The sequence below is a fragment of the Streptomyces sp. NPDC058534 genome (genome assembly GCF_042717365.1).
Taxonomy (GTDB): Bacteria; Actinomycetota; Actinomycetes; order Streptomycetales; family Streptomycetaceae; genus Streptomyces.
Genome location: NZ_JBHXNW010000032.1, coordinates 10,600 through 32,389, shown reverse-complemented (window position 1 = coordinate 32,389; position 21,790 = coordinate 10,600). Strand labels below are relative to the sequence as shown.

The window sequence follows — 21,790 nt, the reverse complement described above, 5'->3', positions numbered from 1 at the left end:
CCCGGCACCGGCGGCCCTCTGGCCTGCGGGTGCCTTCGTCATGCCCAGGAGGGCGAGATGAGTTCGTTCATCAAGGCGCTGCAGGAGCGGCGCGCCAACGTGTGGGAGCAGGCCAAGGAACTGCTCGACACGGCGGAGTCGGAGAAGCGGGACCTGAGTGCCGAGGAAGAGGCGAAGTACCAGGCCCTGACCGCCGACCTCGACAAGATCGACCAGCGGGCCAAGGATCTCGCCGAGGCGGAGCAGCGGACCCGGGACGCCGAGGCGGCGTTCGCCGGTCTGCTCGCCAAGCCGGAGGAGCCGGCCGCCCGCAAGAACGTCGAGAAGGACTCGGAGCTGCGCCGGTGGGCGCGCGGCGAGATCCGCGGCGTCGACATCGCCAAGCCCGACGGTGTTGCCTTCCGTGACCTGGTCAAGGGCACGGCGACCGCGGGCGGCAACACGGTGCCCACGACGTTCTACGGGCAGCTGATGGCCCACCTCATCGAGGTGTCCGGGATCATGATGGCGGGGCCGACCGTGCTGAACACGGCGGCCGGGGAGACCATCGAGATCCCCGTCACGACCGCGCACTCCAGTGCCGCGCTGACCGCCGAGGCCGCGACGATCAACGAGTCGGATCCGGCGTTCGCCAAGCGCACCCTGGGGGCGTACAAGTACGGCGTGCTGCTGCAGGCGTCTACCGAGCTGCTCACCGACACCGGCGTGGACCTGGAGGGCTACCTCGCCATGCAGGCCGGCCGGGCGCTGGGCAACGCGTTCGGGGCGCACGCCATCACCGGTGACGGATCCGCGAAGCCGACCGGTGTCATCACCTCGGCGTCGACCGGCAAGACCGGCGGCACCGGTGTGGTGGGTGCGTTCACCGCGGACGACCTGATCGACCTGTACTACAGCGTCATCGCCCCGTACCGGAACAGCACCTCGTGCGGCTGGCTGATGCGGGACGCCACCCTCGGCGCGGCGCGCAAGCTCAAGGACCAGCAGGGCCAGTACCTGTGGCAGCCGTCCATCCAGGTCGGCGCCCCGGACACGCTGCTGGGCAAGCCGGTGCGCACCGACCCGAACGTGGCTGCCATCGCGGTGACCGCGAAGTCCGTGGCGTTCGGTGACTTCTCGCAGTACTTCGTCCGCCTGGCGGGCGGGGTGCGGTTCGAGCGCTCGGACGACTACGCGTTCAACTCCGACCTGGTGACCTTCCGGGCGCTGATCCGCGCGGACGGTCTCCTCGTCGACCAGACCGGCGCCGTGAAGGTGTTCGCCGGGAACGCCACCTGATCCACCCCGCAGCGGGCGGCCACGACCGGTGGCCGCCCGTTCGGCTCACGAGAGGAACACGTGATGCGCGTCCGCATGAAGGCCACGATCTCCGGTACCCGCGACGGCAAGCCCTGGCCCGAGCACGGCGGCTCGGTGGACCTGCCCGACGACGAGGGCAAGCACATGGTTGCCGCCGGCCTCGCCGAGGAGCACGACGGCGACGACCCGGTGGAAGAGACCGCCGCCAACCCGGGCGAGCCGGAGAAGGCGACCGGCCGCCGCAAGCAGCCCATGACGAAGTCATCCGTCGAGAAGTAGACGGGAGGCTGCCATGGCGCTGCTCACCCTCGCTGAGGCAAAAGCACAGCTGAACCTCACGACAGACACCGACGACGTCGAGGTCCAGGCCTACATCGACGCGATCACCGCGCCGATCGAACGGCACATCGGGCCGGTGGAGACGCGGGAGTTCACCGAGACGATCGAGGGCCGCAGCGACTCCGTGTGTCTGACCCGCATCCCCGCCGTCTCCCTGGTGTCGGTGGCCCCGGCCGTCGAGATCGGTGACGGCCTCGACCTGTCCACGCTGGTCCTGGACGGTGCGACGGGCATCGTCCGATACCGGGGCGGCTCGTTCGCGGGCACCGTGTGGCGATTCGTGTACGCGGCGGGCCGGGGCGAGATCGCGCCCACCATCAACCTCGCCGCACGGATCCTGCTTCAGCACCTGTGGCGGACCCAGAACGCGGGCCGCGGCCCGGTCCTGGCCGGCGGCGACGACTTTTCGGAGCCGATCCCCGGGTTCGGCTACGCGATCCCAAATCGCGTACTCCAACTACTGGAGCCATACCGGCTTCCTCCGGGGGTGGCGTAGATGGGCTCGCGCATCCCCGAGGTCATCGCCCGCCTGGTGGCGCTCGGCGACGGCGACACCGAGCTGGCGGACGTGCAGGTGTCGGATGGCCCGGAGGTGACGGAGACGGGCGCTTCGGACTGGCTCATCTTCGGCTTCGACGGAGACCAGACCGGTGACTTCGAGGCCGCCCAGTCCGTGAGCGACTGGACGGATCTCGGGGCCGGCCGGGAGGAACAGTTCGAGGTCACGTGCGCGGCCGTCGCCAAGCGCGGCGACACGGACATCGTGGCCGCCCGCGCCCGGGTCCACGAGATCGGCGCCCGCGTCGAGGCGTGGGTGCAGGCCGATCCCACGCTGGGTCTGGACGCGCTGCTGGCCAGCGTCGCCCGGACGCGGCTGGTGCAGGACCAGACGGATACCGGCGCGCAGGCGGTGCTGCTGCTGACGGTGGCCGGCCGCGGATTCACGTAGGAGAGGAGTTCTGCCGTGCGAGTGCGGATGCGCCATGACGGCATCGAGCAGGAGATCGAGGTCGCGGAGATCTCGGTGAAGCACTACGAGCGGTCGGGCTGGAAGGTCGTCGACGACGGCCAGGCGCCGGTGCTCATGAAAACGGCCGCGGCGAAGGGCCGTCGGCGCGAGACGGGAGAGAACTGACATGGCGACTCCGATCCAGGCGTCGAAGCGGTACTACCGGCGCGGGGTCACCCGCGTGCTGTGGGTGCCGACGATCGCGAACAAGAACAGCCCGACCCGGGCCGAGCTGAGCGCGGGCACCGCGCTGGAGGCCGAGACCGGCGCGATGTCCGGCTGGCAGACCACCTCCGGCACCGTGCCCACACCCGCCCTGGGTAGCCGGTTCACGCCCGTCGTCGGCGGCGAGATCACCGCCTCCGACAGCTCCCTGACATTCTGGGCGTCGAAGGACGGCGACGACGTCCGCACGCTCCTCGCCCGCGAGGAAGACGGCTTCGTGGTGTGGATGGACGAGGGCGACGTCCCCACTCAGACCATGGACGTCTACCCAGTGACGGTCACCAGCCAGGCGAAGGTGCGTGAGCTGGATCAGGCCGCGCAGATCATGGCGCAGTTCGCCATCACCAGCGAGCCCGCCGAGAACGTCACCATCCCGGCAGCGGTCTGACGATGCCCGGCAGTGTGCAGATCCTGGGCACCGGCCAGCTGCTCACGCTCTCCCGGCGCATGCGGTCGGCAGGCGGCCCTCGGCTGCGGCAGAACTTCTCTCGCCGCGTCCGGCGGGCCGCCGAGCCGCTCCACCGGGATCTACAGGCGGCGATCCGTACCCAGCCGCTGATCAGCGAGGGCCGCAAGGCCGGGAAGCGCGGCGGCCCTTCGCCGACCACGAGGCCGCTGCGGTCCACGCTCGCGGGCGGCATCCGGATCAGCGTCCGCGCTGGGGCCAACCCCGGCGCCCGTATCTGGATCGACAGGGACCGTCTCCCCGCCGACCTGCGGAGCATGCCGTGGGTGATCAACGACGGCAGGGTCCGGCACCCCGTGTTCGGCAACCGCCGCCGGTGGACGACGCAGTCCGCCCGGCCACCGGGCTGGTGGACCAAGACCGTGCAGACCGGCACTCCGCGTATGCGCGCCGAAGTGGAACGCATCCTCGGCGACGTCCGCCGGGATCTTGAGTGAGCAGAGGAACACACCCGTGATCATCACGCACACGCTGTCCGACGGCACCGTAGAGGAGCTGTCGACCGACGACCTCACGGCCCGCGAGGCGGCGGACATCGAGGCCGCGATGGGCGGCTCGCAGTGGCAGCGCATCGAAGCCCTGCTGCAACTCCAGGACCCCACCGCGCTGCGGGCCGTCGTCTGGATCTTCCGCCGCCGGGAACAGGCCGACCTCAAGTTCGACGACTTCGACATCCCGGGCTGGAGGCGCCGGCTGAAGGCGCGGATCACGCGGCCGGAGATCGAGGACGCCCTGAGCAACCTGATGCTGCAGGCCATCAGCAGCAAGTCCGAGGACACGCAGATCGACCTCCTGGCCCCGCACCTGCGCAAGCTCGCGCAGGACCCGGCCGACGTCGACGCCGCGCTGGACGGGCTGGGAAAAGGCCACCTGGTGAAGCGCCGCCAGGACTCCGAGGACTGATCCAGGAGTACGAGCCGCTGCTGATGCACTACCTGCACATGCAGCCCTCCGAGATCGACCGGCTGTCCGTCTCCCGTTTCCTGCGCCTGGTCGCGTGGCTTGACCGGCACGTCGCAACACTGAGGGGGTGACATGGCGGAGCGCCTCACGTTCACGCTGGCCGGCCGCGACGAACTGTCCCGCGTCCTGGACGGCACCGCCGACAGCGCGGACCGGCTCAGGTTGCGGCTGGCGGGGATCACCACGGACGCAGACGGGAACCTGCGTGACCTCCAGGGCCGGTTCCTTACGCTGGCGGATGCGCAGCGGCGGGTCGACGACACCACGGGCCAGGTCCGGCGCAGCATGGCCGATCTGTCGGACGCGTCCGGCAAACTCGGCGAGTCCATCAAGGCCAACCTCATCTCGCTGCTGCCGGCCGCGATCCCGGCAGCGGCTGGTCTGGCGAGCAGCGCGGCGGCCGTCGCCGCGCAGCTCGGCGCCGGCGCGGTCGCGGCGGGTGCTTACGCGCTCGCGCTCGGACCGCAGATCGGGAAGATCAGTGAGGCGGCCGAGGCGCAGGAGAAGTACGAGGAGGCTCTGGCCACCTCTGGCGCTGGTAGCGCGGAGGCTGGAAAGGCGGCGCTGGAGTACGAGCGGCGCCTGGCCGCGCTCACCCCCGAGACGCGGGACGCCGCCGTCGCGGTCGGCCTGCTGAAGGACAACTACGACCAGTGGTCCGACAGCCTCTCCGGCGACGTGATGGCCCCGTTCACCAAGGGCGTCGCCGTCGCCAACGCCTTGCTTCCCGAGACGACGGGCCTGGTCAAGGGCGCCTCTACGCAGTTCGACCGGCTGATCACCCTCGTGGCCGGCGGCATCAGCACGCCCGGCTTCGACGCGATGAACCAGAAGTTCACCACGTTCGCTACGGACACCCTCGACAACGGCATCGACAAGCTGACCGTCTTCCTGGCCAAGGTCCAGTCGGGCGAGTACGACGGCGGCGGGGTCGCCGAGTTCTTCGACTGGGCACAGGCACAGGGGCCAGTCGTCTGGGACACGCTGGAGAACATCGGCGAAGCCCTCTTCAACGTCCTGGAGGCCGGAGCGGACGTGGGCGTTGGCATGCTCGACGTCGTCAACGTTCTGTCCGAGATCGTCAGCGCGGTGCCGCCCGAGGCCATTGCGACGATCCTCCAGCTGGCCATCGCCATCAAGGCCGTGAAGCTGGCGGCGGCCGGCGGCGCCGCGGCCAGCGCGGCCGTGGCCGCGCTCGGCGTGCAGATCGGCGCCATGCGCGTCGCGGCGGCCGGTGCGCCCGGGGCGCTCGCCGGTGCTGGCGCCGCGATCACGGGCCTGTCCCGTACCGCGAAACTCGCGGTGGCGGGCACCGGGCTGGGGCTGCTGCTGATCACCCTGGACGCCCTGTCGGCCGGCAGCCAGAAGCCCAAGCCGGACGTGGACGCGCTGTCGACATCGCTCACCGAACTTGCCCAGTCGGGCAAAGTGTCGGGCGAGGCGATGCGCGTGTACGGCGGTGACCTGTCCGGTCTCGGCGACGCCATCCAGAAGGTGGTCGACCCGAAGGGGCTGGACCAGGTTCAGCAGTCCATCGTGTCGTTCTTCGGCATGGACTCCACCCCGGTGAAGCAGGCCAAGGAGGACCTCTCCGCGTTCGACGAGGCGCTGGCCGACATGGTGTCCAGCGGCAACGCGGACATGGCCGCTGAGGCGCTCGCGCGGACCATCGAGCAGCTGGAGGCGCAGGGCCAGAGCACAGACGGGCTGCGGGACAAGCTCACCGCCTACAACGACGCCCTGGCCGGGCAGGCCCTGGAGCAGGAGCTGGCCGCACAGTCCATGGGCATCTTCGGCGCCCAGGCCCTCGCGGTACAGGACAAGCTCGACGCACAGAAGCAGTCCGCGGACGGGCTGAGGCAGAGCATCATCGCCCTCAACGATGCGAACCGCAGCGCCTACGACGCGCAGATCGGCTTCGAGGCCGGCCTCGACGCGCTCACCGAATCGTTCGCGCAGAACGGGGCGACGCTCGACCTCAACACCGAGTCGGGCCGGGCCAACGGCCAGGCCATGAGCGCGGCCGCCAAGGCGCATGACGAGATGCTGGCCAGCGGGTTGGCGGCCGGTGAGTCGCTGGCGTCGATGACGGGGAAGTCCGAGACGCTGCGCGCCAAGATGCTGGAGCTGGCGTCGGCGACGGGCATGTCCGACAGGGAGGCGCAGGAGTACGTCAACACGCTCCTCGGCACTCCGGAGGACATCCGCACGAACGTGATCCTGGAACGGCAGGACGCCATCGCCGGACTGAACAACGTCCAGACCGAGATCGAGCGGACGCCGGACTCGCACACCGTCACGGTCGACACGCTCAACGCAGCGGCGATCGCCGCGCTGGAGGCCGTCGGGCTGAAGACCCGCCGCCTGCCGGACGGGCGGACCGAGGTGTACACCGCCAACGGGCAGGCCATCGGCAGCATCGGCGCCGTCGACAAAGCTCTGAGGAACCTGGACGGGGACAACGCGTCGACCACCGTCACGAACACGATCGTCACCCAGTACGTGACGAAGTACCTGCAAGGCCGCTCGCAGCACGACATCGTCGGCGCGACGGGCGGCCTGTACACGGGCGACGGCTTCAAGACCGGGTACAGCGTCGGCGGCCGGGTGAAAGGGCCGGGCACTGGGACGAGTGACGACGTGCCCGCGCCGTGGCTGTCCAACGGGGAGTTCGTCATCCGGGAGGCCATGGTCGACCGGTACGGCGAGGACCTGTTCCACGCCCTCAACTCCGGGTCGATGCCCGCATGGATCGGCAGGGCGGCGCCCTCACCTGGTCGTCCGGCCGCCGCGACGGCACCAACGGCTGGTCCCTCCCAGGGCACGTCTGTCTCGTACAACATCTACCCGCAGAAGTCGGTCATCGACGCCAGGGACGTCGAGCTGATCACGCGGCAGGAAGAGGCGCGCATGCGTGTGGGGAGGCCTCGATAGATGCCCATCATCACCGCGGCAGTCGTCACCCCGGAGGTACCGGAGGTTCCGCCCCCGGTCGACGTCCCGGAGATCGGCTATGCGTCGATCACCTACGTGGACCCGTCCGGCGAGCGGTGGCCGATGACGGACCTGTCCGCCGAGTGGTACACCCTCGCGGAGGGCGTGTCCGGGCTGGGGGCCGCGCCGTACACCCTGACCGCGGACCCTCACCCGCGCGGCGGGTCCCGCCTGCGGCACGTCCAGCCGCAGGCCCGGAACATCGTGTGGCCGCTGCTGGTCAAGGGCGCCGACCACACCAAGTTCGTGAAGAACTGGCGGGACCTGGCGAGGGCGTTCACGCGGACGCTGCGGGAGGGGCCGGGCTGGCTGGAGGTGGCGCGCCCGGACGGCTCCGCCCGGCGGATCGCCGTCTACTACAGCGACGGCTGGGACGGCCAGGGCCGGACCGCGACCGGCATCACCTGGGACAGCGCGGTCCTCACCCTGTGGTGCGAAGACCCGTACTGGCTGGACGTCCACGCGCAGACCGTTCACCGGGAGACCGGGACCGGGGTCGACTACCTGGCGCCGTACCCGTCGGTGTCCTCCAGCCAGGTTCTCGGCGCGACGACCGTCGTGAACCCTGGCGACGTCGACGTGTGGCCCGAGTGGCACATCACCGGGCCAGCCACCTCGATCGAGTTCACCCGCGAGGACACCGGCGAGGCGTTCACCCTCGACATGGCGGCCACCAGCCACGGCGCGCTCCTGGCCGGGGAGACCGTGACGATCTCCACCGATCCGCCGCGCGCCCGGTCCGGTACCGGGGAGAACCTCGTCGCCGGGCTCAACTGGCCCGAGGCGATCCTGTGGTCCCTCCCGCCCGGGGAGACCGCGGTGACGTTCCAGCTCGCAGGCGCGGAGGCGGGCAGCGCCGTGGATCTCACCTACTATCCGAGATACGAGACGGCATGACGGTGCAACTGCTGGTCACCGACCGCAACCTGAGCTTCCTCGGCGACCCCATCACCGGCTGGACCAAGCTCAGTTGTGACCTCAACTTCAACGCGCCCGCCTCCGGCAGCGTGCAGCTGCCCGCGCGGCAGGAGGTCATGGAGCTGCTGCAGCCCGGCAACCGTCTCGTCGTCCTGCGGGACAACCAGATCTGGTGCGCCGGGCCGATGGAGGAACCGCAGGACTACGCATGGGACCTGGGGTCGAACGCGGGCGTGGGCACGGTCACCGTGAGGTTCTCCGACGACCTGGCCCGGATCGCCGGGTACCTCACGTACCCGGAGCCCGCCAAGAGCTTCGCGACGCAGACCAAGACCAGCGACAAGGTCCGCAAGCTCACCGCTACGAACGCGGAGACGATCATCCGGACGCTGGTCAACGAGAACTGTGGGCCCGGCGCCCTGACCGCGCGGCGTATCGAACGGCTGGTCCTCGACACCGTCGCCGCCGTGGGCACCAGCCAGACCGTGAGCACGCGGTTCGAGCCGCTGCTGGACGCGTGCCGCACGGCGGCCGTCACTGACGGGCTCGGCTTTCGTACCCGGCAGGTCGGCGACGAGATCCGGTTTGGGGTGTACCAGCCCCGGGACCTCTCCAGGACCGCCCGGTTCTCCGACGGTCTCGGCAACCTTCGCAGCGTCGCCTTCACCATGGGCGCCCCGCTCGCCACGTCCGAGCTGGTCATGGGCGGCAACGACCCGGCCGACGATCCGCCCCAGGGCGATCCGGCCTACGAGCGGGTCTACGTGGAGGTCACCTCCAATCAGCACGTCGACTGGTGGCGGGTGGAGAAGTTCACCGAGAAGTCCGGCATCGACGACGACTCCGAGGGCGAACTCACCCAGGCCGGCCGTCTCGCGTTCGGCAACGACAAGGCGACCGCTTCCCTGTCCACGGTCACCGTCGACACGGAGGACCTGCGGGCGGGCCGGGACTTCGGCCTCGGCGACCTGGTCGCGGTCGTCCTGCCGACCGGGCTGGAGATCGCCGACGTGGTGCGGTCCATCGGCCTGGCCGCCGAGCCCGACAGCGGTGAGCTGGTGACCATCGTCATCGGCAACAACGACAAGACCACGCTGACGCGCACGGTATGGACCGTGCGTGACCTGGCCTACCGGCTGGGACAACTCGAAGGGAGGGGGTGACCGTGGCCGAAGAGTCCTATCCGAGCCCGGGCCACAACACCAGGCAGGTGACCGACGACGAGCACGAGCTGTTGGCCTCGCGGTTCTCCGACGATGGGGTGTACGGGGACCCGACGGACACGCAGGTCGTCACGGCCGGCACTGGCCTGTCCGTGAACGTCCGCGCGGACGTGGCCGCCTCGGTGCGCGGGCACGGCTGGTACTCGGGCAGCACCGCCGTGAGCGTCGCCCTGTCCGCGAACATCTCCAGCCAGGCCCGTATCGACTGGATCGTCCTTCGGCTGGACCGCTCCGACTGGACCGTCCGCGTGGGCGTCGTCGGCGGCACCCCCGGGTCCGGGGCGCCGGCGCTCACGCAGCAGACCGGAACCACTGGCGTCTACGAGATCCCCCTTGCGCAGGCCCGGATCCTCGGCGGCGCCTCGTCGGTCACCGTGACCCGCGCCGAGCAGTACGTGGGGACGAGGGTTCGGCCGTGCACGTCGACGACCCGCAACCCGAGGCCGCGGCTCGGTGAGCAGTGCTTCGAGACCGACACCGGCACGATGCGGATCTGGACCGGAACCGCATGGAAGCTGGTGTTCGACGACACCGGCGATATCGAGATCAACAGCCTGATCACCCCGGTGTGGTCCATCGGTGTCACCCCGGTGATCGAGCGCCGCAACGGCATCGTCTGCCTGCGCCTCGGCTCGTTCCGCCGTGAGCAGAGCAGCCTGGCGGGTAGCTCCGAGTCGCGGCTGCCCGCACAGATCCCGGTCGCCTTCCAGCACCGGAGCCGAGATCAGTACGCGCTGGCGTACATCGAGGGCGTGTCCATCGGCCGCATCACGATCTACTCCAAGGCGTCCGACAAGCCGGGCCAGGTGTGGCTGGTGCAGAAGCCGACGATCGACCGGGGGGACTACGTCCTCACCATGAGCGGACCGAGTTGGGTGGTGGACTGATGGCCAGATACGAGTACGGCGCTGGCATCGCCGACTACGTGGTTCGTCCCAGCGACGGCCTATGGACGGTGGCGCCGGGGACGACTCTCGCCTTCTGGTCGGCGGCCGACGGAGGCACCCAGTACACGGACCTCCTCAGCGCCGCGGGCGACCCGGTCACCGAGATCGTCGCCGACGGGCAGGGGCTCGTGCCCCGCTTCCAGGGCCCGGACGGAGTGGTGGGGATGTGGGCCGACGCGGGCGGCGTCAGCCGTGTGTGGATGGAGGCGCACTCTGTCGGCGACAGCGCGGACGCCCCGGCGGGATCGGTCCGCGACTGGTTCAACGTCCTCGACTTCGGGGCGGCCGGCGACGGCGTCACGGACGACACCGCTGCGATCCAGGCCGCGCTCGACGCGTGCCCGATGGGCAGCATCGTGTACGCGCCCGGGCGTCCGTACCGCACCAGTGCCACTCTGTCCGTCCCGCCAGGCGTGACGCTCATGAGCACGCACACCAACCTCATGACCGTGCCCAACCTGGTCGACCCGCCGTGCTACATCAAGCCGCTGCCCGCCTTCGAGGGCACCGCGGTGATCTCGTTCCTCGACGAGATCGACGGCGGATACCCCACGATCAGCGCAGAGCACCGCATCCTGAACGTGATGATCGACGGGTCTGACCTGACGACTCCGGGTATCGACGGGATCCGTGCCCGAGGAAACATTCAGAACGTCGGCCTGCGGGATGTGACGATCCGTAAGGTCACCGGCGCCGGCATCCACACGGAGGCCAACGCCGGGAAGTTCCCGTACAGCTGGCGACTCCACCGCGTCATGGTCGACAACGTGGGTTGGCACGGCTTTGCCATGGAGGTAATGACCGACATCACGTTCATGGACTGCCAGGCGATCGGCTGTGGGGCGAACGGCTTCGAGATCGCCAACGCAGCGAACAGCCACGCGATCGGCTGCCGCGCCGAATGGAACGTCAACAACGGATTCCACCTGACCGGGAATTGGGCGATCGGAACCGGCTCGGGCGGCATGCTCCTCGGCGGCTGCTCGACCGACCGCAACGGGTACAACGGCGTCCTTGTCGACGCCACCGGCAACCCGCCGATCCAGGTCGAGAACCTGCTCACCCGCCGCGACGGGCGCAACAACGGTCTCGGCGGCGGCGGCTACGCGGGCCTCGCCTGCGATGGCGCCACGGTCCCCGTGCTGGTCGGCATGGTCACCTGCTATCCAGGCACGGACGACGACGGTACCCAGATCAACAGCCCCGAGTACGGGGCGCGGTTCACCGGATGCACCTACGTCAGCGTCGACTCGGGGTTCCTGCACGCGGCGACTGCGGGCTGGTCCGACGCGGGCGACAACACGGTCCTGCGTCGCGGTCTGAACATCGCCGAGCGCACCGGCACCACCGCCGCCCCGGTCGACGCGTTCGCCCCGCCGACCGACGTCGCCGGAAACCTCAACGTCGGCGGATACGCCGCTCTGGCCTCCGGACAGTCGAACGGCCAGTGGAACATCTGGGCCGGCCAAGCCAAGGCCCTCAACTTGGGCGGCGCCGGCGGAGGCGTCGCGATCGCCGAGGGCGCCAACGCCCGCATGGGTGTGAGCACGCTGGCGTCCGGGACGGTGACTGTGGCCAACACAAGCGTTACAGCGAACACGCGGGTGGCCGTCTTCCGGCAGGCGACCGGCGGCACGCCCGGGCACCTGTCCGTGACCAATGCCGCGGGCACCAGCTTCACGATCAGCTCCACGAGTACCGGGGACACGTCGAGCGTCGCCTGGGTCCTCTTCGAACCCGCGTAGCCACCCGCCCCACCCGCTCGCCCCGCGCCGCCTGGCCCGGGGCCTTCCTCATGCCTGGAGGCTTCATGGCCACACCCATGTCGTACAAGGCGTTCATCGCCGCGCTGCGCGCCGAGGGCCTCACCGTCCTTGAGGTGAAGACGAACGGCCGACCGCCGTCGGAGCACAACCGGAACCACAAGGGGCCGTTCGGTCCGGTGAACGGGGTGATGATCCACCACACGGTGACCAAGGGCAGCGCCCTCACGGTCGAGATCTGCCGAGCCGGATACACAGCGCTGCCCGGTCCGCTGTGCCACGGCGTCATCACCAAAGACGGCCGCGTGCACGTCGTGGGCTACGGCCGCGCCAACCACGCCGGCCTCGGCGACGACGACGTCCTTCGCGCAGTCATCGACGAGCGGGCCCTGCCCTCCGACAACGAGTCGAACACCGACGGCAACCGGCACTTCTACGGCTTCGAGTGCGAGAACCTCGGCGACGGCGACGACCCCTGGCCCGCCGTCCAGCTGGAGGCGATCGAGCGCGCTGCCGCCGCCGTCTGCCGGCATCACGGCTGGAACGAGCGATCCGTGATCGGCCACCTGGAGTGGCAGCCCGGGAAGGTCGACCCGCGCGGCTTCACGATGGCGTCGATGCGCGCCCGGGTCTCCGCCCGCCTGAAGCGCCCCGCCGGTGCCGACACCACCACCCCTGAGAAGGAGGCCCTCGTGGCTGACAAGGACGACGTCCAGACCCTGTTCACCACGGACGGCGTGCTGTCCTCACCGGATGGCGCCAAGGACTCGAAGGGCAACCGGCACTGGACCGCTGAGTCGTACCTCCGGTACGACTACCTTCAGAACCGCGACACCCTCAAGATCGTGCGGGCCCTGTCCACGCAGGTCGCTGGGCTGTCCGCTGCTGTCGCCAAGCTCGCGCAGCTTGCCGGATCGGACGTCTCCACCGAGCAGGTCGTGGAAGCCGTAGAGCGCGCCATCGCCGACGCCGTCGTGAAGGTCGACGTCGATGTCACGGGCGCGGACAACGCGTGATCCTCAACCTCACCCCACACCCGATCCGCCTCTACGCGAACGAGCGCGAGGACGGCAGCGATGACCTCGATCCGTACCTTCGCGAGGTCATCGAACCGGGACCGGCGCCCGCGCGGCTGGCCACGATCGAACTCGGCGGCGGTATGTGGCCCGAGCTGGTCGAGTTCGGGCACGCCCAGAACCTCCCGCCCAAGCGGGACGGCGTCCACTACATCGTCTCCCTCGTCGTCGCCCTGGCGCTCGCCGACCGGCGCGGCGACCTGCTTGTCCCCTACCGGGAGGTACGCAACGCCTCCGGAACCGTCATCGGCTGCCGCTCCCTCGCGCAGCCCGTCTGAAAGAGGACCTCATGCCTGAGCTGCACTTCGACGGCGAGACCGTCGTGAAGACCGCTGGCACCTACGGTCGCGATCTCCTGGAGCGGGTGCTGAGCACCTTCCTCCAGTCGTTCATCGGCGGCATCGCCATCACCACTCCCCTGGACGGCAGCATGTGGTACGCCGCCGCAGCGGGAGGCGTCGGCGCCGTCCTCTCCCTGGCCAAGGGGCTGCTCGCCAGAGTCCGGGCCGTCACGAACAGCGCGTCCCTCGCCAAGGGCGTCTGACCCCAGGCCGTGCCGGTAGCAGGCCCCGAGCGAGTAGGAGCGACATGGACGCCACCACTCTCGGCGGTCTGCTAGCCGGCGTGGGCACGGTGCTGGGCGCGGCGGTGGCGTTCTGGGGGAAGCGCGGGGAGAACGCCCTCACCGGCTACTCCTCGCTCACGAACGACCTCCAGGAAGAGCGCGACAGCCTCAAGGCCGAGCGCACCGACCTGAACGCGCGGCTTGCCGAACAAGCCTCGCTGCGCGCCGCCGACCAAGCCGAAATCACCCGGCTCCGCGCAATCATCACCGACCTCGGAGGACAACCGTGACCCGGACAGAGCGCGCACTCGCCCGCCGCTGGCGACCGCTCATGCTGGCGTGCTGGCTGGTCGCCCTGTCCGGCGCCGTGATCCTCATCTGGGCACGCATCGACGCCGAGGCCAGCCGCGCCGACCAACTGGCCAGCGAGGCCGACCGCCGCGGCGACGCCGTATCCACCCTCGCGGGAGACGTCCGCGTCCTGCGGGCGCAGGTGTCCGCCGAGGGGAAGACGCCGGCCGCGCCGGACCCCTCGGTGGCCATCGACGATCTACCCGCCCGCGCAGAGGTACCGGTGCCGATCCCGGGCCCGCAGGGCGAGCCCGGGCGGCCGGGCAAGAACGGCGAGCCGGGAGACGTGGGAGAGGACGGCGCACCGGGCGAGGACGGTACGGACGGAGCACCGGGCGAGGACGGTGGGCCTGGCGCTGCGGGGGCCGACGGCACGGACGGCGTGCAGGGGCCGCAGGGCGAGCCGGGGCCCGGTGGTCCGGCGGGCCCCGCAGGGCCGGCCGGACCGCAGGGTGAGCAGGGGCCGCGCGGGGAGCAAGGCCCGGCGGGGCCCAACTGCCCGGCGGGGTACAGCCTCCAGCCCCTTCCCAGTGACCCGGACGCGTTGGCCTGCCGTCGCGACGGCGCACCATCAGACGGCGGCTCAGACTCGGAGACGCCCTCTGGACTGCTTTCGCTGGCCCTGGACCCGCAACGCCGCCAGTACCCCTGAACGACCCTGGCCCCGTTCTCCCCTTCCTGGGGGAGAACGGGGCCGCTTTCGTGCGTCTAGGGGTCAGGCGTCGGGCGCCGCGTCGAACGAGTACTCGTAGCCCACGGTCATCCGGTACGGCAGACACCACTCGGCGTACTCGATGACGCCCTGGTCGTCCCACAGGCGGGAGGCGCCGGCGAGGATCGGGGCGCCGATCCGCAGTCCGAGGAACCCGGCCTCGCGGGCGTCGGCGTCTCTGCCGTGCATGTCGTCGCGGCCCGCCGTGGGACGCCTGCCCGTCGCCTGCTGCACCTTCATCAGCAGGCCCGGCGAGGAATGCCGGGACGCCGACAGCAGCTCGGGGACGGCGGCGGCGAAGTGCGCCGGGTACCAGGTGACGAACAGGCCGGTGCGCTGCTGGCCCTTCCCTGTGTGCCACTGGCGGTGGACGATCTGGTCGCCGTCGTCGAGGTCGAACAGCTCGGCCACGTACTGCGGCGGCTTCAGCAACTCGGCAGTCGTGACGATCATCGTTTCGCCCTCGGCGAGGACGGAGCCGGTACGCAAGACGCGGGTGATCCGGTCGTACCCGGAGGGCGCGACCTCGGGTGCGTTGGCGACGAAGGTGCCGCGGCGGCTGGTGACGATGTAGCCCTCGACCTGGAGTTGGTCAAGTGCCCGGCCGAGGGTGGCGACGGAGACGCCCTCGTTCTTGGCGAGGTCCCGCTGGCCGGGAAGCTTCGCGCCTTCCGCCAGGGCGCCGTCGAGGATGCGGCGGCGGATGCGTTCGGCGACTCGCATGTACGGGTGGTCAGGCTCTGACATGGCAACTCCTGCTGTGTCCTAGGGCACGGGGGACTGTACTAGGGCACGCGTAGATCGCGGGAGGGGGTGTCCGCCAAGACCGGTGACGGCATGTCCTAGGACACGCTACGGTGTGCCCTAGGACACACGGAGTCCCGGGGTCGTGGGTGCGACCACCGGGACTCGCCGACTGGTGAGGAGTCGACATGTCGCACCGTACCGCCCTGCCCCCCGCGGCGGCAGAGCCCCCAACAACCCTCGAAGTGGCGCCCGACGTCGTCGCCTTACTCCAGCTGCCCAGCCTCGAAGGACTCACCGACGACCAGGTTCGTGGCGCCAACTGCGTCTGGTGCAAGGCCGGCCTGACCGCTGACACCGCCGTCGACTTCGGCGAGCAGCAGACCCCGCTGTCGGGCACCAGCTCGGTGCACGGCATGCGCTGGTACCCGCGTGCCTGCCCGAAGTGCACCGCCGACCGTGCGCACCGCGGCCTGTTCGACCACGCCCCGAGCTGCGAACAGTGCGTGGACGCCGCCGAGCGCTGCGAGACCAGCCGTGCCCTGTACCGCCTCGTGCGGGACGGCCGCCGATGAGGCGCTGCGACTGCTGCGGCGAGCTCATCGAGGGCGAGCCGAGGGTGTACGACATCCCGGCGCCGTCCGGCGCCGGCGCCACGGTCTACGTGCACCCGGAGCCCTGCAAGGCGTCCCCACCCCGGCAGACGTACCCGGTCAAGCGCGGCCGGTGAGACCCCGCTCCCGGCGCGCCACACGCCGGCCGTGCCGGTAGCGATCCCCGCTGCCCGCCCTCGACCCCGAACGAGGGCGGGCCGCTCACCGCTGTACGAGGACCTCAAGCTCAACTCCCATGGCGTCGGCGATCCGGATCAGCGTGTCCAGGACGGGCGACGCGTGACCGTTCTCGATGCGGCTGTACGTCGCAATGTCGATACCGCTCCGGCCGCAGACGTCGACCTGAGACAGATTCAGGTGCTCGCGCACGTGCCGGATCCGCTCCCCGACCTGGCGGCGGCGGGCGATGACCCGCTCGTCGGGCGGGGTGGGACGTGACACCCGTCCACCCCACCGGCCCCATGATCAAATGTGATTAGGGTCGACCCTAATTTGTGTGATCTTGAAGGCCGCGGGCACGCGCCCGGCGAGAGCCTGCCGAAGGCGTTGCGGCTGCCCGGGAGGGCACCCCAGGAGAGGACGCTGGACGCAGGGAAGGGCGGTCACCCCCAGCGGGTGGCCGCCCCTTCCTATGTCTCTCGGCAGCGCTCACGCACGCTCACGCACTTCCGTGAACCCTCGGGCCAGCAGCGGGCCAGCAGATGATCATGACGGTGGGTCAAAACGGACAAGACCCCAGCTCGTTCCTGCTGTGAGCTGGGGTCCGACTGGTAGGCCCTGTGGGACTCGAACCCACAACCAATGGATTAAAAGTCCACTGCTCTGCCAATTGAGCTAAGGGCCCAGGGGGTGTCGCGCGGTGCTGCGTGATGTTGCCACACCGAGCATAGCCCGACGTGGCCGTGACGCCGATCGGGTATCCGGGTCACGGCCGCGTCGGAGGGGCGGCGGGGGCTACGGGTCCACCGGTTCGGGGGCGTTCGCGCGGGCGTCCGCGCGGGCCCTTGTGCGGGCGTGGTCGGGGTTGAGGAACCAGTGGCGGGCCGAGGCCAGCCACCAGGTCGCCGCGAAGCCGAGGACGACCAGTACGGCGATCGGCGCGTAGTTGAAGGTCTCCCAGGTGACCGGGGAGACCTGCGGCAGCATGAACAGGACCGTGATGACGCCGACCCACGTCACCGCGACCACGCCGACCGCCCGGGACCAGCGGCCCAGGTGCCACGGCCCGCGCTCGAAGGCGTCGCCCTTGCGGACCCGCAGCAGGGTCGGGATGACGTACGCGATGTAGAGGCCGATGACGGCGATCGACGTCACCGCCGCGTACGCCGTGACGTTGATCAGGTACGGCAGGCCGAGGACCAGCGCGGACAGGGCCGCCAGCCAGACCGCCGCGACCGGCGTGCGGGTGCGCGGGTTCACGGTGTGCCAGACGTGGGAGAAGGGCAGCGCGCCGTCGCGGGAGAAGGCGTAGATCATGCGGCTGTTCGCCGTCACCGAGGCCATCCCGCAGAACAGCTGCGCCCCGATGACGACCAGGAGCAGCAGCTTGCCCGCGGTGGCGCCCAGCGCGTCCAGGAGGATCTGGGCGGGCGGCGCGCCGGTCGGGGACGTGAGGGCGCCCTCGTAGGACTGGATGGCGAAGGTGAAGCCGAGGAGGAGCACGAAACCGGCGATCCAGGACGTCCAGATGGAGCGGACGATGCCCTTCGGTCCGGCCGTGGACGCGTCGTGCGTCTCCTCCGTCATGTGGGCCGAGGCGTCGTAGCCGGTGAAGGTGTACTGGGCCATCAGCAGGCCGATCAGCACGACGTAGACGCCACTGCCCCAGCCGGTGTTGTTGACGAACTCGCCGAACACGAACGACGCCGACTGGTGCTGGTCGGGCGCGAAGGTCAGCGCGCCGACGATCACCGCGACGCCGAGGACGTGCCACCAGACGCTGACGCTGTTCAGCAGGCCGACGATGCGGACGCCGAAGGTGTTCAGCAGGCCGTGCAGGACGAGGATGGCCGCGAAGAGGAGGATCGTGCGGCCGGGCGTGACCTCGAAGTCGAACTGGAGGTTCAGGTAGGCGCCCAGGAAGGACGCGGCGCCGAAGTCGATGCCGGCGGTCACCGCGACCTGACCCAGCACGTTGAACCAGCCCGTGAACCACGCCCAGGCCGCCGCCGTACGGGGCGGCGCGAGGCGGTGCGCCCAGAAGTACAGGCCGGCCGACGTCGGGTACGCCGAGCAGATCTCGGCCATCGCCAGGCCGACGAAGAGGGTCATCAGGCCGACGGCGACCCAGCCCCACGTGATGACGGCGGGGCCGCCCGTGTTCATGCCGAAGAGATACAGGGTCAGGCAGCCGGAGAGGACCGAGATGATGGTGAAGGAGACCGCGTAGTTGGAGAACGCCGACATGCGGCGGGCCAGAACCTGGGTGTAGCCGAGCTGGGCCAGCCGTTCCTCGTCCGACAGCCCACTCGCCTTGGCGTCATCTGTCATGCCCCCAGCAATTCCCTTGTGGCGGGCGTGACATGCGTCACCGCGTGGCCGAAACGAGAGCGCCGTGGCCCCCACCCGTCAGGGCAGGGGCCACGGCGCGTACGGACGTTCAGGCGTCAGCCGTTGCGCTTCCAGCGGGGCTTGTCGTCACGGCGACCGAAGGACGAACCGGACGAACCGCGGTGGTCGTCACGGCGGCCGGACGGGCGGTCGTGGCCGCCGGAGCGGAAGCCGGGACGGTCGCCCTGGCGGTCGCGGTTGAACGGGCGGTCGCTGCCGCGGTGTCCGCCGCGGTCACCGCGGTCGTCGCGGCGGAAGCCACCGCGGTCGTCACGGCGCTCGAAGGAACGGCCACCACGGTCGTCACGGCGGTCGTCACGGCGGAAGCCGCCACGGTCACCGCGGTCACCGCGGTCGTCACGGCGCTCGAAGGAACGCCCGCCACGGTCGTCACGACGGTCGTCACGGCGGAAGCCACCGCGGTCGTCACGGCGCTCGAAGGAACGGCCACCACGGTCATCGCGGCGGTCGTCACGGCGGAAGCCACCACGGTCACCGCGGTCACCACGGTCGTCACGACGCTCGAAGGAACGGCCACCACGGTCGTCACGACGGTCGTCGCGACGGAAGCCACCACGGTCACCACGGTCGTCACGGCGCTCGAAGGAGCGCCCGCCACGGTCACCACGGTCGTCGCGGCGGTCACCACGGTCGCCGCGGTCGGCGAAGCGGTCGCGGCCGCCCGAGGCGCCGCGCTCCGTCTTCTCCACCTTCTCGACGTCGCGCGCGCCCGGCTGCTCGGGCAGCGAGACCTCGGTCTCGGACGCGGCCGCGGCCACCTCGGCCAGCACCGTCTCCGGGTCCTCGCCCCGCTCCCGCGCGACCCTGGCGACCAGCCGGTCCGCGTCCCCGCGCAGCTCGGTGGCGCGGCGCTGGGCCCGCTCCAGCTCCTTGGTGAGCTGGGCGACCTCGCGCTCGGCCTGCTGCGCGGCGTTGCCCGCCGACTCGGCCTGGACCTCGGTCATCGACCGGGCCCCGGTGATCTCGGCGACCTCGGGCTCGAAGGCGGCGCCGCCCTGGATGATGTGGCGCGTGGCGTCGACGCCCGCGTCCTCCATCAGCCGGAAGATCTGGCGGCGCTGGTGCGGCAGGGAGAGGGAGACCACGCTGCCGGTGCGGCCGGCGCGGGCCGTACGGCCGGCGCGGTGCAGGTAGTCCTTGTGGTCGCCGGCCGGGTCCACGTTCAGGACCAGGTCGATGCCGTCGACGTGGATGCCGCGCGCGGCGACGTCGGTGGCGACCAGGACGTTGACGTAGCCGTCCTTGAAGTCGGCCAGCGTGCGGGTGCGCGCGCCCTGGGTCATGCCGCCGTGCAGCGCGTCCGCCTTGGCGCCCGCGTCGCGCAGCTGCTCGGCGACGCGGTCGGCGCCCAGCTGGGTGCGGACGAAGATGATGGTGCGGCCCTTGCGGGAGGCGATGGCCGCGGTGACCGGCGCCTTGTCCTTGGGCTTCACGACCAGGATGTGGTGCGACATGGTCGTCACGGCGCCCTGGGCGGCGTCGACCTCGTGGCTGACCGGCTTGTCCAGGTACCGGTCGACCAGGGTCTTGATCTCGTTCTCCATGGTCGCGGAGAACAGCATCCGCTGGCCGCCCGCCGGGACCTGGTCGAGCAGCTCGGTGACCTCGGGCATGAAGCCCAGGTCGGACATCTGGTCGGCCTCGTCGAGAACGGCGATCTGCACGTTCTCCAGGGAGCAGGCGCCGCGGTTGATGATGTCGCGCAGGCGGCCCGGGGTGGCGACCAGGATGTCGACGCCGCGCTCGAGGGCGTAGATCTGGTTGCCCATCGAGGTGCCGCCGCAGACGACCTTCATCTTCAGGCCCATGACGTCGCCGTACGGCTGGAGCGCGTCGGCGACCTGCATGGCCAGCTCACGGGTCGGGGTGAGGATGACGGCGCGCGGCTTGTGCTTCTCGGTGCGGCCGCCGGCCAGCGTGGCCAGGGTCGGCAGACCGAAGGAGAGGGTCTTGCCGGAGCCGGTGCGGCCCCGGCCGAGGATGTCCTTGCCCGCCAGCGCGTCCGGAATGGTCGCGGCCTGGATGGGGAAGGGGGTGGTCACGCCGTTCTGCGCGAGCTTGCGCACGACGCCCTCGGGCAGCCCCAGGCCGGCGAAGGTCACCTCGGGGGTCGCGGGGGTCTCGGCGGCCTCTACGGCCTCCGTCGCGCCCTCGACGCCTTCGGCGTTCTCGGGCATGACGGCGTGATCGGTACTGGTCATGGACATGCGAATGCGAAACCTTCCGGAGTCTCTCGTCGGCACGCGCCCGTCAACTCCGTGAATCGCGATTCGCAATACGACCGCCTCAATGCGGTCCACCACGGCAGGGGGAGAGAACGCGCCACACGGCGCGCTCTGCGGTGGCGCCGGGCAAATGGGATCAAACGATCTACCACCATACGCACCTCACACCCCCGAAGGCAAACCGGCCCGCAATGCCCAGCTCAGCGGGGGTGGGGAGGGCTAGGCCGGCGCCCCGGCCGCGGGTGCCGGTTCCCGCTGAGCGAGTTGGGTCCCCGGCGGCTCGTGGGCCGACGAGGAGGGCTCCGCCACCGTCGGCTCCGTGGTCGGGGGCGTCGGCGGTTGCTCGGTCGGCGTCGGCTCCGGCTCCACCGTCCGGGAGGGCTCCGGGGGCGGCGTCCAGGTGGGCCCCGGCCCGTCGCCCCCGCCCTTCGGCGGCGGGGTCCCGGTCGCGCGCCCCTTGGGCTGCGCCGGCGCGGACCCGCCCTTGCCCTTCGCGCCCCCGGTCTTCCCCTTGCCGTCGCCCTTGCCCCCGCCCTTGGCCCGCTTCCCCTTGCCGTCCCCCTTGTCGCCCGCCGCAGCGCCGTATCCGGCGTTCCCGCCCGAGCCCGCGGGGCCGCCCTCGGGGGCCTCGCCGCCCCGCTCCCCGGTGGAGTGCGACGGCCTGACGCCCCCTCCGGACTCGGGGGGGGGGGGGGGGCGGCGCAGACCCCCGCCCGCGCGCCCCCCGCACGCCCCGCGGGCGCGAGCCCGCGCGGGAGGAGAAGACCAGACAGCGCGCCCCCCCCC

Annotated in this window: 23 protein-coding genes, 1 tRNA gene and 1 pseudogene; 20 read left to right on the top strand and 5 right to left on the bottom strand. The window is 70.8% G+C overall.

Annotated elements, in window-relative coordinates; translation table 11 throughout:
* Window positions 1-57 precede the first annotated feature (57 nt).
* The 18 genes and pseudogenes from ACFWR9_RS20675 (at window position 58) to ACFWR9_RS20590 (ending at window position 14,790) form a co-directional block, all read left to right on the top strand.
* Window positions 58-1,278: a phage major capsid protein gene (locus ACFWR9_RS20675; RefSeq protein WP_383844111.1), complete on the top strand. Its 1,221-nt coding sequence runs from the start codon at window positions 58-60 to the stop codon at window positions 1,276-1,278.
* Window positions 1,279-1,341: 63 nt separating this feature from the next.
* Window positions 1,342-1,578: a hypothetical protein gene (locus ACFWR9_RS20670; RefSeq protein ID WP_383844109.1), complete on the top strand. Its 237-nt coding sequence runs from the start codon at window positions 1,342-1,344 to the stop codon at window positions 1,576-1,578.
* Window positions 1,579-1,591: 13 nt separating this feature from the next.
* Entirely contained in the window at window positions 1,592-2,134 is a 543-nt protein-coding gene (locus tag ACFWR9_RS20665) for a head-tail connector protein (RefSeq protein WP_383844106.1), read from the top strand.
* Window positions 2,135-2,587 carry a hypothetical protein gene (locus ACFWR9_RS20660; protein ID WP_383844103.1) on the top strand — a complete coding sequence of 151 codons (453 nt, stop codon included), beginning with the start codon at window positions 2,135-2,137 and terminating at the stop codon, window positions 2,585-2,587.
* Window positions 2,588-2,602: 15 nt separating this feature from the next.
* Window positions 2,603-2,773, top strand: a complete 171-nt coding sequence (locus ACFWR9_RS20655; RefSeq protein WP_383844100.1) for a hypothetical protein — start codon at window positions 2,603-2,605, stop codon at window positions 2,771-2,773.
* Between the two features lies 1 nt (window position 2,774).
* Entirely contained in the window at window positions 2,775-3,260 is a 486-nt protein-coding gene (locus ACFWR9_RS20650) for a hypothetical protein (RefSeq protein ID WP_383844097.1), read from the top strand.
* Between the two features lie 2 nt (window positions 3,261-3,262).
* Window positions 3,263-3,775 carry a hypothetical protein gene (locus ACFWR9_RS20645; RefSeq protein WP_383844094.1) on the top strand — a complete coding sequence of 171 codons (513 nt, stop codon included), beginning with the start codon at window positions 3,263-3,265 and terminating at the stop codon, window positions 3,773-3,775.
* 16 nt (window positions 3,776-3,791) lie between these two features.
* Complete coding sequence (locus ACFWR9_RS20640; protein WP_383844091.1) at window positions 3,792-4,241, top strand: hypothetical protein; 450 nt, start codon at window positions 3,792-3,794, stop codon at window positions 4,239-4,241.
* A gap of 132 nt (window positions 4,242-4,373) precedes the next feature.
* Window positions 4,374-7,235 carry a PspA/IM30 family protein gene (locus ACFWR9_RS20635; protein ID WP_383844088.1) on the top strand — a complete coding sequence of 954 codons (2,862 nt, stop codon included), beginning with the start codon at window positions 4,374-4,376 and terminating at the stop codon, window positions 7,233-7,235.
* The gene (locus ACFWR9_RS20630; RefSeq protein ID WP_383844085.1) at window positions 7,236-8,192 is read left to right on the top strand and encodes a phage tail protein; all 957 of its coding nucleotides are present in this window, start codon (window positions 7,236-7,238) and stop codon (window positions 8,190-8,192) included.
* A complete protein-coding gene (locus ACFWR9_RS20625; RefSeq protein WP_383844082.1) occupies window positions 8,189-9,376 on the top strand; it encodes a siphovirus ReqiPepy6 Gp37-like family protein in 1,188 nt (395 codons plus the stop codon). Before ACFWR9_RS20630 ends, ACFWR9_RS20625 begins: the two co-directional genes overlap by 4 nt.
* Before the next feature lie 2 nt (window positions 9,377-9,378).
* The gene (locus tag ACFWR9_RS20620; protein WP_383844079.1) at window positions 9,379-10,323 is read left to right on the top strand and encodes a hypothetical protein; all 945 of its coding nucleotides are present in this window, start codon (window positions 9,379-9,381) and stop codon (window positions 10,321-10,323) included.
* Window positions 10,323-12,128: a glycosyl hydrolase family 28-related protein gene (locus tag ACFWR9_RS20615; RefSeq protein ID WP_383844076.1), complete on the top strand. Its 1,806-nt coding sequence runs from the start codon at window positions 10,323-10,325 to the stop codon at window positions 12,126-12,128. Before ACFWR9_RS20620 ends, ACFWR9_RS20615 begins: the two co-directional genes overlap by 1 nt.
* A 65-nt stretch (window positions 12,129-12,193) precedes the next feature.
* Window positions 12,194-12,793, top strand: a pseudogene (locus ACFWR9_RS20610) (N-acetylmuramoyl-L-alanine amidase); the annotation flags it as partial.
* A 365-nt stretch (window positions 12,794-13,158) separates the two neighbouring features.
* Window positions 13,159-13,500 carry a hypothetical protein gene (locus ACFWR9_RS20605; protein ID WP_383844074.1) on the top strand — a complete coding sequence of 114 codons (342 nt, stop codon included), beginning with the start codon at window positions 13,159-13,161 and terminating at the stop codon, window positions 13,498-13,500.
* Window positions 13,501-13,511: 11 nt separating this feature from the next.
* On the top strand, window positions 13,512-13,766 hold the full coding sequence (locus tag ACFWR9_RS20600; RefSeq protein ID WP_383844071.1) for a hypothetical protein: 255 nt from the start codon (window positions 13,512-13,514) through the stop codon (window positions 13,764-13,766).
* A gap of 44 nt (window positions 13,767-13,810) precedes the next feature.
* Window positions 13,811-14,077: a hypothetical protein gene (locus tag ACFWR9_RS20595; protein WP_383844068.1), complete on the top strand. Its 267-nt coding sequence runs from the start codon at window positions 13,811-13,813 to the stop codon at window positions 14,075-14,077.
* Window positions 14,074-14,790, top strand: a complete 717-nt coding sequence (locus tag ACFWR9_RS20590; protein ID WP_383844065.1) for a collagen-like protein — start codon at window positions 14,074-14,076, stop codon at window positions 14,788-14,790. The genes ACFWR9_RS20595 and ACFWR9_RS20590 overlap by 4 nt, the downstream gene beginning before the upstream one ends.
* Before the next feature lie 63 nt (window positions 14,791-14,853).
* On the opposite strand, the gene ACFWR9_RS20585 is transcribed toward ACFWR9_RS20590, so the two are convergent.
* A complete protein-coding gene (locus tag ACFWR9_RS20585) occupies window positions 14,854-15,597 on the bottom strand; it encodes a GntR family transcriptional regulator (RefSeq protein WP_383844062.1) in 744 nt (247 codons plus the stop codon).
* A 185-nt stretch (window positions 15,598-15,782) separates the two neighbouring features.
* On the opposite strand from ACFWR9_RS20585, the gene ACFWR9_RS20580 reads away from it, so the two are divergent.
* Both ACFWR9_RS20580 and ACFWR9_RS20575 read left to right on the top strand, forming a co-directional pair.
* Window positions 15,783-16,169 carry a hypothetical protein gene (locus ACFWR9_RS20580; protein ID WP_383844059.1) on the top strand — a complete coding sequence of 129 codons (387 nt, stop codon included), beginning with the start codon at window positions 15,783-15,785 and terminating at the stop codon, window positions 16,167-16,169.
* On the top strand, window positions 16,166-16,324 hold the full coding sequence (locus tag ACFWR9_RS20575; protein ID WP_383844056.1) for a hypothetical protein: 159 nt from the start codon (window positions 16,166-16,168) through the stop codon (window positions 16,322-16,324). The genes ACFWR9_RS20580 and ACFWR9_RS20575 overlap by 4 nt, the downstream gene beginning before the upstream one ends.
* An 85-nt stretch (window positions 16,325-16,409) precedes the next feature.
* On the opposite strand, the gene ACFWR9_RS20570 is transcribed toward ACFWR9_RS20575, so the two are convergent.
* The 4 genes from ACFWR9_RS20570 to ACFWR9_RS20555 all read right to left on the bottom strand — a co-directional run bounded on the left by ACFWR9_RS20570 (window position 16,410) and on the right by ACFWR9_RS20555 (window position 20,986).
* Window positions 16,410-16,649 carry a helix-turn-helix domain-containing protein gene (locus ACFWR9_RS20570; protein WP_383844053.1) on the bottom strand — a complete coding sequence of 80 codons (240 nt, stop codon included), beginning with the start codon at window positions 16,647-16,649 and terminating at the stop codon, window positions 16,410-16,412.
* Window positions 16,650-16,976: 327 nt separating this feature from the next.
* Window positions 16,977-17,052: transfer RNA gene (locus ACFWR9_RS20565), tRNA-Lys, on the bottom strand.
* Window positions 17,053-17,162: 110 nt separating this feature from the next.
* On the bottom strand, window positions 17,163-18,698 hold the full coding sequence (locus ACFWR9_RS20560; protein WP_383844051.1) for an amino acid permease: 1,536 nt from the start codon (window positions 18,696-18,698) through the stop codon (window positions 17,163-17,165).
* A gap of 116 nt (window positions 18,699-18,814) precedes the next feature.
* Window positions 18,815-20,986 (bottom strand): DEAD/DEAH box helicase, encoded by a 2,172-nt coding sequence (locus ACFWR9_RS20555; protein ID WP_383844048.1) that lies wholly within the window; start codon window positions 20,984-20,986, stop codon window positions 18,815-18,817.
* Window positions 20,987-21,790: the final 804 nt, after the last annotated feature.

What these genes read in the sequence shown, in the direction of transcription:
- ACFWR9_RS20555 (WP_383844048.1), bottom strand. Translation starts at nt 20,986, where the DNA reads ATGTCCATGACCAGTACCGATCACGCCGTCATGCCCGAGAACGCCGAA.
- ACFWR9_RS20600 (WP_383844071.1), top strand. Translation starts at nt 13,512, where the DNA reads ATGCCTGAGCTGCACTTCGACGGCGAGACCGTCGTGAAGACCGCTGGC.
- ACFWR9_RS20665 (WP_383844106.1), top strand. Translation starts at nt 1,592, where the DNA reads ATGGCGCTGCTCACCCTCGCTGAGGCAAAAGCACAGCTGAACCTCACG.
- ACFWR9_RS20650 (WP_383844097.1), top strand. Translation starts at nt 2,775, where the DNA reads ATGGCGACTCCGATCCAGGCGTCGAAGCGGTACTACCGGCGCGGGGTC.
- ACFWR9_RS20635 (WP_383844088.1), top strand. Translation starts at nt 4,374, where the DNA reads ATGGCGGAGCGCCTCACGTTCACGCTGGCCGGCCGCGACGAACTGTCC.
- ACFWR9_RS20630 (WP_383844085.1), top strand. Translation starts at nt 7,236, where the DNA reads ATGCCCATCATCACCGCGGCAGTCGTCACCCCGGAGGTACCGGAGGTT.
- ACFWR9_RS20645 (WP_383844094.1), top strand. Translation starts at nt 3,263, where the DNA reads ATGCCCGGCAGTGTGCAGATCCTGGGCACCGGCCAGCTGCTCACGCTC.
- ACFWR9_RS20625 (WP_383844082.1), top strand. Translation starts at nt 8,189, where the DNA reads ATGACGGTGCAACTGCTGGTCACCGACCGCAACCTGAGCTTCCTCGGC.
- ACFWR9_RS20595 (WP_383844068.1), top strand. Translation starts at nt 13,811, where the DNA reads ATGGACGCCACCACTCTCGGCGGTCTGCTAGCCGGCGTGGGCACGGTG.
- ACFWR9_RS20675 (WP_383844111.1), top strand. Translation starts at nt 58, where the DNA reads ATGAGTTCGTTCATCAAGGCGCTGCAGGAGCGGCGCGCCAACGTGTGG.
- ACFWR9_RS20660 (WP_383844103.1), top strand. Translation starts at nt 2,135, where the DNA reads ATGGGCTCGCGCATCCCCGAGGTCATCGCCCGCCTGGTGGCGCTCGGC.
- ACFWR9_RS20670 (WP_383844109.1), top strand. Translation starts at nt 1,342, where the DNA reads ATGCGCGTCCGCATGAAGGCCACGATCTCCGGTACCCGCGACGGCAAG.
- ACFWR9_RS20560 (WP_383844051.1), bottom strand. Translation starts at nt 18,698, where the DNA reads ATGACAGATGACGCCAAGGCGAGTGGGCTGTCGGACGAGGAACGGCTG.
- ACFWR9_RS20580 (WP_383844059.1), top strand. Translation starts at nt 15,783, where the DNA reads ATGTCGCACCGTACCGCCCTGCCCCCCGCGGCGGCAGAGCCCCCAACA.
- ACFWR9_RS20615 (WP_383844076.1), top strand. Translation starts at nt 10,323, where the DNA reads ATGGCCAGATACGAGTACGGCGCTGGCATCGCCGACTACGTGGTTCGT.
- ACFWR9_RS20575 (WP_383844056.1), top strand. Translation starts at nt 16,166, where the DNA reads ATGAGGCGCTGCGACTGCTGCGGCGAGCTCATCGAGGGCGAGCCGAGG.
- ACFWR9_RS20585 (WP_383844062.1), bottom strand. Translation starts at nt 15,597, where the DNA reads ATGTCAGAGCCTGACCACCCGTACATGCGAGTCGCCGAACGCATCCGC.